Below are 14,690 nucleotides of genomic sequence, written 5' to 3'. Positions count from 1 at the left end.
TTGGCCGCAGTCCCCCTTTTTCTTCCGGTGTGAGGTGGCATCGCCGCGCCCCGTGCGGCCGTCGGATTGGTCACCTGCGGTGGCCACCGGTCCGTAGCCCCTCACCTTTAAGCCGTCAGCAGTGGTCGCAGCCTAATCGGCCGGGGGCCCGACCGCTCAACCCACGCCCGCGCCGAACTACGCAGGCCGAGTGACCTTTTCGGCCCTATGCCAGCTCGCCAGGGCGCTTCGCGCCGGCGAGCGCGGGCCGAAAACCCTGCTCCGCCCGCCGCGGACTCTTCGGGGTTGACCGCCCACCCTCAGCCGATTGACCGCTCCCCCAGCGCTGACCGGCGCACCACTCACCGCACAGAACGGAGAACACACCATGGACCACGAATTCGAGCTCGCCTTCAACCTCGTTGACGAAGCCGCAGGACGCATCCAGCACCAGCAGTACGGCATCACCCGAATCCCGTTTCACAACCACGGCGACATCGGGCTCACCACCGTGCACGACTACACCCGCGAGGGCGGGCACCGCCTCGTTCTCTTCGCCACCGACGCCCACGGGCAGATGGCCGCCGTCGAAGCGACCGCACCTGACCTCAACACCGCGCCGCACACTCGCATCCTCAAGGTCCGCGCCGGCGACCTCACCTTCCACGCCGTGCCCGGCCGCGACTGGTCCTACCGCGCCGCCCACGCCGGCCACACTTACACCCTGACCGCCGGAATCGGCGAGGAACCGATGTGGACCGTCGCTCTCGATGTCAACCCGCCCGTCGCGCACGAGGACCTCGAGACCGCCCTCGACCACATCGCCGCCGCCGGACTGTTGCCGGCCTAACCCCTGACCCGTGCTTCGCGGCTGGGCCGACGTCTCGCATCCGAACGTCGGCCCGGCCGCATCCCATTTCCGCATCAGAAGGGACTCACCCGAATGACCGAGACCGACTGCGCGCTGGCCTCGATCGTTATCTAGCTGTCTTCCGAAGGTACAGCGCAAAAAGATACCGGTTAACCGGTGCATCTAACGTGATGCCCGCGATGATGTGCGCTATGGCATGTAAGGCACGTTTGGATGATTACTCCTGCCGCGGAGCGCGCTAGGCGCTTCCCCACTGAGACGCGCCGTGTCGAGGCGGCGGTGAATCATCGACAGTGTCCCGAGCACGTCGAGGGCGTCCTGCTCGGTGACGTGCCAGACCAACCGGGGCTCATGTGCCGATGGGTTGCGGAAGGCGGCGAACACGCCCTCGGCGAGCAGAGCGATGCCCATCTGCTCATTGCGTTCGGTCTCGGTGGTGCACGGGGTGAGGAGGATGCGCGGCGACTTTCCCTGCAACACGGCTTGGACAAGAGGACGCCCGTCCAGGTCCAACTTCGACTTCACCCGCAGGCGCGTACCGAGTCCCTTGACCGCCTCGAACACGGCCTCGTAGTAGTCGGTCTTCAGCAGCTCCGCCCGGCAGTGGCGCACGACTTCCGGATGCGCACCACGGTCGGTCAGGTGGGTGCGCAGACGTGTGCTCCGACTCGCCGCCTCCGCGTCGGTGGTCGCCTTCGACGCGCGGCCGATGCGCCCGTCGTCCCGGACGCGGTAGCCGGACAGCGACAGGATCTGGTTCAACTCGTCTCGCGTGGCGCTCGCGGCGGGGCGACGGCCGAGCGTGCGGTCGGGTGCCATCGCCGCGATGATGAGCGCGAGGATCGGGCGGCCGTCCCTCTGCTTGAACTGCTGTTGCTGCATGGCCTCCGCGAGGCGCTTCCACTTCGTCGTGCCCTCGCCGATCACGTCCGGCAGCTTCGCCGTCGCCAGGACCCGGGTCAGCTCCGAGCCGCTGTACAGCTCACCGATCGCCTTCGCCACGGCCTCGATCGTCCCCGGCGTGAACGCCTCAACACGGGCATCTGTCATCGCAGCAGGCTAGCCCGCGACACCGACACTGGCGTTTCGGACGATCGCCACGTCGTGGGACTAGCACCGACGGCGCCCTGTCGGACCAGCTGCGTACCCTCCCGGCTGTGGTCACGGTTCCATCGCACCCGCGGGGGTTGCCTCACTTCTCCCCGACCGCTGCGGCACCATAGGGACCCATGGCAACCTCTGACACCGCCGGGTACACCGCCGAGGGAACCCTTGTCAGCATCGGCTACGAAGGGAAGACCGTCGGCGATCTCGTCGCCAAGCTCCTCGAACAGCAGGTGCAGGTCCTCGTCGACGTGCGCCTGACCCCGCTGAGCCGCAAGCCCGGCCTGTCGAAGACGAAGCTCTCCGAGGCCCTCGCCGCCGTCGGGATCGGCTACGTGCACCACCGCGCGCTCGGCAACCCGAAGCACAACCGGGCCGGGTTCCGTGCCGGTGAGCCGGAGTCCCTTGCTCGCTACCGCGACGTGCTGGACACCGCGGCGGCCACCGACGCGCTCGCGCACGTCTGCGAGCTACTGGACGGAGGCGTCGTGGCGCTGCTGTGCTTCGAGCACGACCACGCCGAATGCCACCGCGACATCGTCGTGCGCCGGCTGCTGAAGACCCGCCCCAACGCGGCCGTGGTGCACGTCTAGAACAACGCGTTCTCGAACTTAGGCCGCCACACGCCGAGGACCGAGAAGGACCGCCGGTGCGCGTTCTGGTTCCCGACGTAGAAGTGCACGTCGTTGTCGTGCGCGAGCATCTCGTCCCGCCACTTCTTGAGCATCGCCGCGCGGGCACCGGCGTCGCCGTACTCCCGCAGCCACCGCCGGCCGGCCTGGCCAGCCTCCCAGTCGAGCACCTTCTGGTCGTGTCCCCCGCACTTCTGCGACTCGCAGCGGTACTTGTATCGGACCGCGAACGGTGCGGGCTCTAGCGGCTTGAGCGAGGTGCCAAACAGGTCCGGCGCCGAGGCCTTGTCGATCTTCGCCTGCTCGGCTGCGTTCCACCGGTCGCCGTCGGCCACGGTGGCTACGACGTCGAGGGGCTTGATCAGGCCGAGCGACGGTGACGGGACGGACATGCCGCCGACCGGGTTCTGGTCGAGGAGCTCGCACATCGTGATGGCGCCGATGAGTCCGTCCAGGTTCATCCGCCGCCGCTGCCAGTTGCTGCTCGTGTCGAGCTGTTCCACGTGCTCCAGCTCGTCCTGCCGCGGCCGGAACGACTCGGGGCGGTTGTCGTTGACGTGCTGGTAGGCCCCGTTGACACGGATTATCTCGTACTTCTTGAACTGAATGTCGAAGTCGGCGTTGCGGAACTTCACCGGGTACAGCCGAATCCACTCGGGCCGTTCACGGTCGAGGCGCACGCCGGCAACGCAGACGGTTTCGCCGTACGTCTCGCTCGGGTTCGGGTAAGTCTTCACGGTAACCATCACCTCTGCGGTCTGCTCGCCCGGACGCGGCGTCTTCATCGCGCCCGCGGCGACGTCGGGTGGATCGCTCACTCCCATCCGGGGAGGGTAACCACCCAGTGCGTCAATTCCCGGGACATCGGCGGCTTGTCATCGCCGGCAACACTTGACCCGTACAGTTGAGGCCCGGTCGGACCGGTTGGCGCTGGCTCTTTCAAGCTGTCCAAGGGATTCCCGCTAGGCCCCGACCTCTGAGCGCAGCTCGGGATGCTCAGGGCCATCTGCCATCAGCAGCTGGGGAATCCGGGTCAAATCGCAGGCATGCCTCGTCGGGGTTGGTGCCGAGTGCTCGCGCGATCTCGATCCAGCCATGCCCGTTGGCGCGAGCGTCGTGGATCATTTGGGGCAGACATCGTTCCGCTTGCTGGATGAGGCTGGCAACCAACGCGACTGCGGTCAGGTCATCTCCCAGCCAAACGCCGCGGCGGTCGGTCAGCGCGGCGACGGCGTCATCAATCAGGTCGAACGTGTCCTCTCCGCTTCGCGGATCAAGGGCACTCACGAGGTTGCACCCATCATGATTCAACCGGAAGGTGCTGGGATTGATCCTTGATCATCCGCCGCAGGCTGGTTCTCGCGGCCGCGAGATCATCTTCGACTACGTGGAGTTGTGCTCGGGCCTTCGCTCACGTCGGCGCTGAGTTTGATGTTCTCACTGCGGTAACGCGCATTGGCTTCGGTAAGTTCGTCGACCCGTCGCCAAAGCGACTGACCGGATTCAGCTTCTAGTTCGGCGCCGAGTCCCTCGCGGAGAAGGTGTTTGAGCCGGTCGACCTCACTACGTAGTCGCTTTGAGATCACCTGAGCGGCATCCCTTTCGGGGGCCCGGCCACCTCGCGCACCACACGAGGGGGTGGCCGGGTCCCCCCTTTTTCTTCCGGTGTGAGGTGGCGTCGGCGCGCCCCGCGCCGCCGTCGGATTGGTCACCTGCGGTGGCCACCGGTCCGTAGCCCCTCACCTTTAAGCCGTCAGCAGTGGTCGCAGCCTAATCGGCCGGGGGCCCGACCGCTCAACCCACGCCCGCGCCGAACTACGCAGGCCGAGTGACCTTTTCGGCCCTATGCCAGCTCGCCAGGGCGCTTCGCGCCGGCGAGCGCGGGCCGAAAACCCTGCTCCGCCCGCCGCGGACTCTTCGGGGTTGACCGCCCACCCTCAGCCGATTGACCGCTCCCCCAGCGCTGACCGGCGCACCACTCACCGCACAGAACGGAGAACACACCATGCCAACCACCACCTTGCGCACCGAAGCAGACATCGTTGCCGCCGCCGCGGCACTGCTGGGCTTCGCCCCCACCAACAGCGTCGTGGCCTACATGCTGCACCGCGACCACAACACCGGCAACATGGTGGTCCGCGCCGCGATTCGGTTCGACGTCACGATCACCGTGGACCAAGCCGCGAACTTCCCGGCCACCTGCAAACCTGCGACCCGGGAACAACCACGCCGCCGTGCTTTTGGCGGTGTGCGACCAACCCCACGACTGGCAAGCCCTCACCGTCCTCGATGCCCTGCGCGTGGCGCTCCGCGCCGCCGGCATCCCCGTGCTGCGCCGCATCATGACCCGCGACGTCACCACCGAAGGGCAGTGGTATGACCCCGACAGCGGCGGCACCGGCCCGACCTATCCCTACACCGACTCGATCGTCACCGCCCACCGGGTCCTCGGCGGTGACCGAGTCAGTGCGGGGCGCAGCGACATCGAAGCCGAATTCGCCTGCCTGCCGCCCGCCCCACCGATGGCCCTCGGTGACCACGGCGAACTTGTCCTCGCCGCCGCCCAGGAGATCGCCGACGCCCTCGCAGGTCACCCGATCAGCCGCACCCTGCCCACCCGCGCGGGCATCGCCATCACCGCCGACGTCGCCGTGCGCGACGCCATGATCGCCGCCGCCGCCCAACACACTGACACCGGCGCCTATCTGTGGACCCACATCGCCCGGCGCCTGCGCGGCCGGCCCCGGGCCGAAGCGCTCACCATCGCCGCCGCCTGCTACTGCCTCCTCGACGACAGCGTCCGCGCCGGCATCGCCGCCGACGCTGCACTCAACGAGGCCCAAGGCACCCAGACCCCGCCGCCACGGCTCGCTCTCATGCTTCTCACCGCGCTGCGCTCCGGTATACCACCCCAGCAGATCAGCCGCGCCATCATCGACGCCACCACCCGCGACTAACCCCCAACGGTTCCCCGGGCCCGGCCAGCTCCCCACACGCAGGGTTGGCCAGGCCCCCTTTTTCTTCCGGCGCTTCATCCTTGCGCGCCCTCCACGGGCGCGACCGCCGCCTACCGGCGGCGACCGTCCGTAGCCCCTCACCTTCTTCTAGCCGTCAGCGGGGGCCAAGTTTGACCGCCAGGGACCCCGTCGCTGTCAACCCACGCCCGGCGGGCTCGCCCGTTCTTCGCTCCCGCCGGCCTATGCGGCCGGCTCCCGCTGCGCCCGGGCGGCACCGGCGGCATTTGTCGGCCCTATGGCAGCTCACCCCGCGGCGCTGCGCGCCGGGCTCGCCGGGCCGAAAATCCGCCTCCTGCTTCTCCGCCGGGCTCTGCGGGGTTGACACCGCCACCCCGTCGGTCCCCCCACACCCAGCGCTGAACGGCGCGAACCAACCCCTTCCTGAAAGGAACAATCCGATGCCACACGAGCTCGATATCACCGATGGTCAGGCCTCCTTCGCCAACTCTCGCCCCGACGCCTGGCACCGTCTCGGCCAATCGGTTGGCCACGCCATGACCGCCCGCGAGGCGCTACAGGCCTCTCACCTGGCCGGCTGGAACGTCCGCAAAATGCCGCTGCAGGTGCCCCAGGAACCCGTCATCGACCACACCGGCGTCGCCACTCCAGCACCGCTGGCTGTGCCGGACTTCTACGCCACCGTGCGCACCAACCCCATCAACGGGCGCCTGGACGTTCTCGGTGTCGTTGGCAGCAAGTACGAGCCCGTCCAAAACGAGGCGTCCTGCGACCTGCTCGACGCCCTGGTGGATCAAAGCGGCGGCGCGCATTTCGAGACCGCCGGCGCACTGCGGTGCGGGCGCGAAACGTTCGTCACCATGAAGCTGCCCAGCAGCATGGTCTTCGACGGCAAAGATGGCAGCAAGGACCGCACCGATTTCTACCTCGCGGCCTTAAATTCTCACGACGGCAGTTCAGCCTTCCGTTTCTTGGTCTCGCCCATCCGGATCGTGTGCGCGAACACCCAGTCCGCCGCTCTCGCCGCCGCCAAGGCCAGCTTCTCCATCCGCCACACCGGCGGCGCACGTGCCTCCATCACCGAAGCCCGCAACGCCCTCAAGCTCAGCTGGCGTTACGTCGAAGCGTTCGAAGCCGAGGCCGCCGCGCTCTACGCGGCCCCGATGGACACCGATCAGATGCGGCGCTTCGCCAGCACCTTGCTCGAGGTCGACTCGGCTGGCACTGCCGCCACCTTGCGCCACCGACGCGAACGCGCCAGCGGCATCGTCAAACTGTGGACGTCTTCGCCCACCGTCGCCCCCATCGCCGGCACCCGGTGGGCGGCCTACAACGCGGTCACCGAATTCCTTGACCACGTCGTTCCTGTCCGCGGCGCGCGAACCGCCAGTGAGGCCAGCACCGCCCGCGCGTTGCGGACTCTCACCGCTGCCGCCGGTAGCGGATCGCTCAAGGCCCAAGCGTTCCGCTTGCTGCAGACGCTGTAAGTGCGCCACTGGCTAACTGGGGCCCGGCTAGCACTGCATCCCGCGGGGTTGGCCGGGCCCCTTTTTTCTTCCCGCGGCACCCTGCCCGGCGGCTTACTCGCCGCCGCGCGCCAAACGTTCGCCACCTCCGAGTTGGGCTCCGTCGCTGGTCTCCTGGCGCGGGCTGTAACCAGCCCAGCTCCCTCTGCCCGATCGGGCGGCAACGCCGCCGAACGACACCGCCGCACCACCTGACCGCCACCGGCACTCCTTGACCTCATCAGCGGCCGCCGCCGACGCTCCGCGCGCCGGCTCCGCTCGCCGCGGTTCCGTCTGCGTTGGCACGCGCGGCGGTGCCCTGATTGCGTTGTCGCCGTCCGGCTTACCACAGGGTCGGGTCGGTTGAGCCCAGCAGCGCCGCCTCGACAGCTTCGGCGTCCCATCCGTGGCGTACCGCTTCGCGTAGCGCCACCGCCCGGCCGCGGCGCGCCTTGACTCCGTGATCGCCGCGGCGCACCAGGACCCGCCCGCCGCCGCGGCGGGCCCGCGCCATCATCAGACGTGTTGTCGCGCTGCGAGCCGCGGATGATGTGCAACAGACCGATCTCGCCGCGCAGACTCGCCCGCACACACGCCGGGTTGTCGCAGCCGCGCAGCGCCCGCACCCACGGCTCCAATGCCTTGCCGTTCATCGCGGCGGCCAGAGCATAACGGTTGGCGCGCACCATGATCCGTCTTCCGTCGCGGCGCACCCAAAAACGCCCGTGCCCATCCGTGCCGATCGAGGAACACCAGATCGCGCAATCTTCGGCGCGCGGGGGCCCCGCACTAGGTTGTCTTCGAACCGGCGTAACTCGTCGGCGTGCGCCGTCCGGATCCACCACCAGCCGTAGCGGTGACGAAACCCTCATAACTCCCGATGCTTTCGGCTCCTTGCGGCCCTGGACCGCCCGTAGCCGTCATCATCCCCGCACCCACTGACAGCGTCCCGCACACGGCTAGCCCCGCGCCGACATCGCCTCCGGGTGCCGGGCCTCCGGTTGTGTGCTCTGCACGCTCACCTCGTTGCGCCCCAGGGTTTCTGACACCGCCGCCGGTATTGCTACTGTGGTCGCGACCGCCGGCGCAGCAGCGGCCTCCTCGGTCGATTCGGTTTCGCGAATCAGCTCCCGGACAGCTTTCTCGCTGATGCCGGCCATGCGGCCGATCTCACGCAGCGTTTCCCCGCGATCGCGCATCGCGCGTAGCGCTGTGCCGCATTGGAGGCGGCGAGCGGCGCGCCGGTGAGCGGCCTGCTCCCGCAGCGCCTGCTGGCGCTCGGCCAACCACACGTTGACCCCGTCCTCGCGCTCGCGCGCATCGAAGAACGTCGCTAAATCCTCCACGTTGGCCTTCGTGCGCCGAATGATTTCATCCTGGGCCGCCGTCGCCGCTTCCCGCGCCGCCCGCCGGGCCTCCCTACTGACCGCCTTGTTTCCCATGTCTCACACGCTATAGCCCGCAAAACCCTTACGCCGCAGCCGAACACAAAAATCTCCACCACGACGCTGACTCCCTATGCCCGGATCCGATCACTCACCACACCAGCCCACCGTCACTTAGCGCACCCTAACTTCAGCCCCTCCCTGAACATCACACCTCTTGCACTCAGGTCACGGTTCGGTAACGGGCGATCATTAGGGCGCCTAACCGCAGCGATTTTTCTGCCCGCGGCCGTCGCGTAACGCCCGAGGCGATGCCAGAGTCGAATTTGTGGTGATGCCGCGGTGATGGGCCTACACAAACTGACCGCTGGCGACGGCTACATGTACCTGATCCGCCAAGTCGCCGCCTCGGATGCGACCGACCGTGGGCGCCCTAGCCTTTCGGATTACTACAGCGCCAAGGGTGAAACTCCGGGCAACTGGATGGGCCGCGGCCTGGCCGCACTCGGGCAGCCCATCGCCCGGGATGCCTCAGCCCCGCTGGTCGCCGACCTGTGGGCGGTCCCGCACGGATCACAAGTCAGCGAAGACCAAATGAAAGCCCTCTTCGGTGAAGGCTTACACCCCAACGCCGACCGAATCACCCGGCATCTCAGCGGATTTGGCCTCGCCCAGGCCGGCGCGATCGCGGCCGCGCGGCTGGGCAGGCCGTTTGCCATCAACAACAGCGAAAACCAGTTCGTCACCCGGCTGCGCCAGGCCTACCGCGACTACAACACCACCGTGGGCAACGACGAGCACGCCACCCTCGCCGCCGACATCCGCGCCCGCATTCGCACCGCACTCGGGCGCCAAATGTTCGCCGAAAGCTACGCCCGACCCCCCGCCGATGACCGGGAACTGTCGGGGTTCATCGCCCGCAATTCGCGTGCGGCCACCACCGCGGTGGCCGGCTATGACCTGACATTCACCCCGGTCAAATCGGTGTCGGCGCTGTGGGCGATCGCGCCGACACCGATCGCGCGGGCGATCGAGGAATGCCACCACGACGCCGTGGCCGAAACCCTGGAATTTCTCGAAGACAACGCCGCGTTTTCCCGCATCGGAGCCCACGGTGTCGCCCAGGTCAACACCACCGGATTGACCGCGGCCGCCTTCGATCACCGCGACTCCCGCGCCGGGGACCCTAACCTGCACACCCACCTGGTGATCAGCAACAAAGTGCAAGCCGTTGGCGCCGATCGCATCCCGCGCTGGCTGGCGTTAGATGGCACCCCGCTACACCACGCCACCGTCGCCGCATCGGAGTTGTACAACACCCGCATCGAAGCCCTGCTCACCGCACAACTCGGTGTCCGGTTCGCCGAAACCGATGCCAAACCGGGTAAACGGCCGGTGCGTGAAATCGCCGGCATCCCCACCGAATTGATCGAAAAATACTCCTCACGCAGCGCGGCCATTGACCATCGCGTCGGCCAGCTGGCCAAGCAATTCCAAACCGCGCACGGGCGTGAACCGACCATGGTGGAGATGCTGGCGTTGTCGCAGCAGGCCACCTTGGAAACTCGGCAAGCCAAACACGAACCGCGCTCGCTGGCCGAGCAGCGCCACGTGTGGCGCGTGCAGGCCGTCGAGGTGCTGGGCAGCCAGCGCGCCCTAACCGCCATGATCGTCGACGCCACCAATCAGGTCGTCGCACAACAATTCGAAATCACCGAAAAATGGATCAGTGAGCAGGCCGCGGCGGTCATCGCCACCGTCGCCCAAACCCGGGCCACCTGGACGGTCAACCACGTGCGCGCCCAAGCCCAACGAGCCCTGCGCTACGCCAACCACCCCGGCGGCCCCGAGCTCGTCAACCGCATCGTGGCGAGCGCCCTTGGCGCACACAGCATCACCTTGACGACCGACGCTGATACGGACAAAAACGAGCCCGCCGTGCTGCGCCGCCGCGACGGCGCCAGCGTCTACACCCGCCACGACACCACCGTCTACACCAGTGCCGCCATCATGGCCGCCGAACGGCGCATCCTGGCCGCCGCCACCACGCGCGACGGGCGCACCGTCGATGACATCAACATCGGTTTAGCCCTGGCCGAAACCCACGCCAACCACGGCCTAACACTCAACCAAGGACAAGTCGCCCTGGTGCGCGACATGGCCGCTTCCGGTGCCCGCCTCCAGCTCGCGCTCGCACCGGCCGGCACCGGCAAAACCACCGCCATGGCCGCCCTGGCGGCCGCCTGGCGCAACAGTGGCGGCACCGTCATCGGCCTGGCCCCCACCGCCGGCGCGGCCGAAGTCCTCGCCCAAGACCTCGCCTCCCCCACCGATACCATCGCCAAACTCAACCAACTCACCGACACCAGCACCGTCACCCCCGCACCCGCCGATGACCCCGCCCGAGCATGGTTCGACCGCATCAGTTCGGACACCCTGCTCATCGTCGACGAAGCCGGCATGGCCTCCACCGCGGACCTCGCCACCCTCATCGCCCACGCCCTGGCACGCGGAGCCAGCGTGCGCCTGATCGGCGACGACCAACAACTGGCGTCGGTTTCGGCCGGCGGCGTCCTGCGCGACCTGGCCGAGCGCCACGACACCGTCACCCTGAGCACCGTCGTGCGCTTCACCCACCCCGAAACCGGGAAAGCCGAAGCCGCCGCCAGCCTGGCCATCCGCGCCGGTGACCCTGCCGGAATCGGCTTCTACATCGACCACCACCGGGTGCATGTCGGCGCCGACCAGACCGCCGCCGACATGGCATTCCAAGCCTGGGCCGCCGACCGCGCCGCCGGCCGCGACTCCATCCTGCTGGCCCCCACCAACGACCTCGTCGCCCAACTCAACGAACGCGCCCGCCTCGACCGGCTCACCCACACCCCCACCACCCCCGCCAGCCCTCCGAACGATCCACAATCAGCGGCCACCGTCACCCTCGCCGACGGCCTCACCGCCTCGGCCGGCGACTGGATCGCCACCCGCAAAAACGCCCGCTGGCTACGCACCACCACGCATGGCGCCTGGGTCAAAAACGGCCACCGCTGGATCATCCGCGCCGTGCACGACGACGGCTCGATCACCGTCGTCCCCCTGCGCGGCCCGGCCACCCCGGTGCGCCTGCCCGCCCGCTACGTCACCACCTACACCACCCTGGGTTACGCCAGCACCATCAACGCCGCCCAAGGCATGACCGCCGGGCACCGCGACACCGAAGGCACCTGCCACATCGTCGGCTCCGACCGGCTCACCCGCCAACAGCTCTACGTCGCCGCCACCCGCGGATGCACCGAAAACCACCTCTACCTCTCCACCGCCGAAGCCGACCCACACCGCATCCTGACCCCTAAAGCCACCCACCCGCCCACCGCCGTGGACATCCTGATCACCATCCTGGGCCGCGACGGCGCCCAACACTCTGCCCACAGCATCGCCGCCGCCGACACCGACCCCTTCAACCGGCTTCACCTGGCCGCCGACATGTATTCCGATGCGCTGAGCGCCGCCGCCGAACAACACGCCGGCCCGGATGTCATGGCCCGCATCGACACCGCCGCCGCCCGGCTGGGCCATCACCTCACCGACGCCCAAGCCTGGCCCGTGCTGCGCAGCCACCTCGCCCTGCTGGCCATCGAAGGACACGACCCCATCGACGCCCTGCACCAGGCCGCGGCCACCGGACTCGGTGACGCCCACGACCCCGCCGCCGTCCTGGACTGGCGCCTCCCGGCCCCCACCGGCTCAAGTGCCGCAGACCGTGGACCGCTGCACTGGCTGCCCGCCATCCCCGACGTCATCACTACCGACCCGACCTGGGCGACCTACCTGCAGCAGCGCGCCGAACTCCTCAGCGACCTCGCCGATCACATCCGCGGCACCGCCCGCGCCTGGGATGCCGCCACCGCCCCCGCCTGGGCGCGGCCCCTGCTCGACGGCAACCGCAACCTGCTGGCCGAAATCGCGGTCTTCCGCGCTGCCCACCGCGTCGAGGCCGCCGACACCCGGATTACCGGGCCCGAACAGCACGCCAACCGCTCGGCCATGGTCCAGGAAGCCATCCACTCCCGCCTCGATGCCGCTCTGACCAGCGCCGGCGCCGACACCGCCCGCTGGCGCCAACTCGCGCACACCATCGACCCACACCTCACCGACGACCCATACTGGCCGCGGCTGGCCACCCACCTCGACGGCGCCGCCCGCGCCGGCGCCGACGTCGCCGCCCTGCTGCACGAGGCCGCGACCGAACACGGGCCGCTCCCCGCTGAAATGCCCGCTGCTGCCCTGTGGTGGCGGCTGGCCGGCACCCTCGCGCCCCCCTCCCTGGAGGGCACCGACACCAACCTGCGGCCCCCCTGGACCGCCGACCTGCACCACCTCCTGGGCACCCGCATCGCCGAAGCCGTCATCACCGACCCCGCCTGGCCCGGCCTGGTCGCCGCGGTCACCGCCGCCGACTGGCCCCCCCACGATCTGCTCGCCGCGGCCGCTGAACACCTGCACGACATCGCCGCCACCCAGACCATCCGGCCCGACGAATACGCCCGCCTGCTCACCTACCGCGTCGAACTGCTCACCCACCACGCCGCCACCATCGACCCCGACATCCCCCATCCCGCCGAACAGGCCGAAACATCCACCGGCCAACAGCAATTCGACCTCGACGACCACCACATCGACGCCGACCTACACGAGCCCCCGCCCGACCCCTACGACTACTCCTACGGCTTCGTCGAAGACGACCTCGGCGGCCTCGACATCGACGACCTGCCCACCGTGCGTCCCGCCGCACCCGCCCGCGTCGACGACATCGACATTCCCGCCCTACGCGCCCGCCGCGACGCCGCCCATCGTCACGCCCACCAACTCGCCAACACCATCCTCACCGGTGGCGGCGGACCCGCCGAACACGCCGCCACGGCCGAACTGGCCGAGCTGCACCGCCGCTTGGGTGAACAACGCCCCTACCAGCAGGCCCTGGCCAGCGCTCACGACCGCTGGGTCCACGCCGAAGACACCGCCGAACTGCACCGCCAACTACTCACCCAACTTGCCGCCGCGATCACCGCGGCCACCGAGCGCGGCGAGCACGACGCCGCCGTCCGCTACGGCCAACACCACACGCAGGTCAGCGAACAAACCGACCGGGTCGACACCGCGGTGCGCAGCGCCCGCGACCGTCTCGACGCTGCCCGCTCCGCACTCATAGCGGCCGCCGGCGGCGTAGCCGGCATCGTCACCGAACACGACCTGCACGCCCGCCGCACGCAAGCTATGCGCGCCGACAGCGACAGCCTCAACGCCGCCCGCCGCCACGCCCGCGACCTTGATGACCAACTCGCCCGCGCCGAAGCCACCGCCGCCCGCTCCCTGGCCCAAAGCCCCACCCACACCTACGATCTGGGCGCCGACCTTGACCAACTACATGCGGAAGTCGACTTCCTTCACGCCGCCAGCGCAACCAGCCCCGCCGCTATGTACACCCCACCGAACGCCGCCGTTGCCGGCCTCGACGACGCGCACCGCCGCACAGTCAACGCCATCACCACCAACATCCACAGCGTCCAACTGCTCCACCTACACACCGGCGCCGACAAAACCGCTACGCTGGGCGCCCTCGCCGACACCGCCCACCACCACAACAAACACATCATTGCGTTGGCCGGCACTGACAACGGCGCCGATCGAGCCTACGCCGACACCACCGCCACCATCGGCAGCTACCGCGACGACCTCACCGCCAAGGGCCACACGCCACCGCTAGGCAGCCTGGTCATCGTCGAGGACGCCCAAGCGCTCACCCCCACTCAGCTGCGCTGGCTCGCCGACAGCGCCGCCACCACCAACACCAAACTCGTGTTCATTACCGCCGGCGACCAGCAGCCCGCGCACACCCTGCTCACCGTCCTGTCCAACGACCTGCCCCACACCCAACAGCTGGGTACCCCCGACCCCGAGCGGCGCCCACCCCGCACCGCGATCGACCGCGCCGAACACCACCTGGCCGCCACTAACGCACCCAGCCCGGCCCAAAACCGCGCCGTCCAACTACTGCACCAACGCAACCACGTGCTCGCGCATCTACGCGACATCGCCACCACCGCAACGCGATTGGACGCCATCGCCGAACGCGACCGCGCCCGTGGCCGCCACCAAGACCGCGGCAACGGCATCGGGCTCTAACCGATCCGGCCCACCCCCGCGCTACCTGCCGCCGCCGACGACAACCAGTCAGAAGGACG

The 14,690-nt window shown here is 68.8% G+C and carries 10 protein-coding genes; 5 read left to right on the top strand and 5 right to left on the bottom strand.

Annotated elements, in window-relative coordinates; translation table 11 throughout:
- The first annotated feature begins 307 nt into the window (after positions 1-307).
- A complete protein-coding gene (locus tag G6N66_RS09330; RefSeq protein ID WP_232079252.1) occupies positions 308-829 on the top strand; it encodes a hypothetical protein in 522 nt (173 codons plus the stop codon).
- Positions 830-1,039: 210 nt separating this feature from the next.
- Here G6N66_RS09330 and G6N66_RS09325 read toward each other — a convergent pair whose 3' ends face one another.
- Entirely contained in the window at positions 1,040-1,900 is an 861-nt protein-coding gene (locus G6N66_RS09325) for a TIGR02391 family protein (RefSeq protein ID WP_085231678.1), read from the bottom strand.
- Between the two features lie 179 nt (positions 1,901-2,079).
- Between G6N66_RS09325 and G6N66_RS09320 the strand changes: the two genes are divergently transcribed.
- A complete protein-coding gene (locus tag G6N66_RS09320) occupies positions 2,080-2,547 on the top strand; it encodes a DUF488 domain-containing protein (protein WP_085231679.1) in 468 nt (155 codons plus the stop codon).
- Here G6N66_RS09320 and G6N66_RS09315 read toward each other — a convergent pair.
- Both G6N66_RS09315 and G6N66_RS09310 read right to left on the bottom strand, forming a co-directional pair.
- Positions 2,544-3,332, bottom strand: a complete 789-nt coding sequence (locus tag G6N66_RS09315) for a hypothetical protein (RefSeq protein WP_085231714.1) — start codon at positions 3,330-3,332, stop codon at positions 2,544-2,546. The two genes, G6N66_RS09320 and G6N66_RS09315, sit on opposite strands and share 4 nt — an antisense overlap.
- A 250-nt stretch (positions 3,333-3,582) precedes the next feature.
- Complete coding sequence (locus tag G6N66_RS09310) at positions 3,583-3,873, bottom strand: hypothetical protein (protein ID WP_085231680.1); 291 nt, start codon at positions 3,871-3,873, stop codon at positions 3,583-3,585.
- A gap of 947 nt (positions 3,874-4,820) precedes the next feature.
- Between G6N66_RS09310 and G6N66_RS09305 the strand changes: the two genes are divergently transcribed.
- Both G6N66_RS09305 and G6N66_RS09300 read left to right on the top strand, forming a co-directional pair.
- Entirely contained in the window at positions 4,821-5,543 is a 723-nt protein-coding gene (locus tag G6N66_RS09305; protein ID WP_232079250.1) for a DUF4192 family protein, read from the top strand.
- 458 nt (positions 5,544-6,001) lie between these two features.
- Positions 6,002-7,048 (top strand): DUF932 domain-containing protein, encoded by a 1,047-nt coding sequence (locus tag G6N66_RS09300; RefSeq protein WP_085231681.1) that lies wholly within the window; start codon positions 6,002-6,004, stop codon positions 7,046-7,048.
- A 361-nt stretch (positions 7,049-7,409) separates the two neighbouring features.
- Here G6N66_RS09300 and G6N66_RS29335 read toward each other — a convergent pair whose 3' ends face one another.
- Together G6N66_RS29335 and G6N66_RS09290 are read right to left on the bottom strand one after the other, a co-directional pair.
- Positions 7,410-7,583 carry a hypothetical protein gene (locus G6N66_RS29335; RefSeq protein WP_232079249.1) on the bottom strand — a complete coding sequence of 58 codons (174 nt, stop codon included), beginning with the start codon at positions 7,581-7,583 and terminating at the stop codon, positions 7,410-7,412.
- A gap of 442 nt (positions 7,584-8,025) precedes the next feature.
- Positions 8,026-8,508, bottom strand: coding sequence for a hypothetical protein (locus G6N66_RS09290; protein ID WP_085231682.1), 483 nt, complete (start codon positions 8,506-8,508; stop codon positions 8,026-8,028).
- Positions 8,509-8,796: 288 nt separating this feature from the next.
- Here G6N66_RS09290 and mobF point away from each other — a divergent pair, with 288 nt between their 5' ends.
- Positions 8,797-14,631, top strand: a complete 5,835-nt coding sequence (gene mobF / locus G6N66_RS09285; protein ID WP_085231683.1) for a MobF family relaxase — start codon at positions 8,797-8,799, stop codon at positions 14,629-14,631.
- Positions 14,632-14,690 lie beyond the last annotated feature (59 nt).

Source organism: Mycobacterium conspicuum, assembly GCF_010730195.1.
In the GTDB taxonomy this organism is placed as follows: Bacteria; Actinomycetota; Actinomycetes; order Mycobacteriales; family Mycobacteriaceae; genus Mycobacterium; species Mycobacterium conspicuum.
This window is presented reverse-complemented; position numbering and strand designations above follow the sequence as displayed.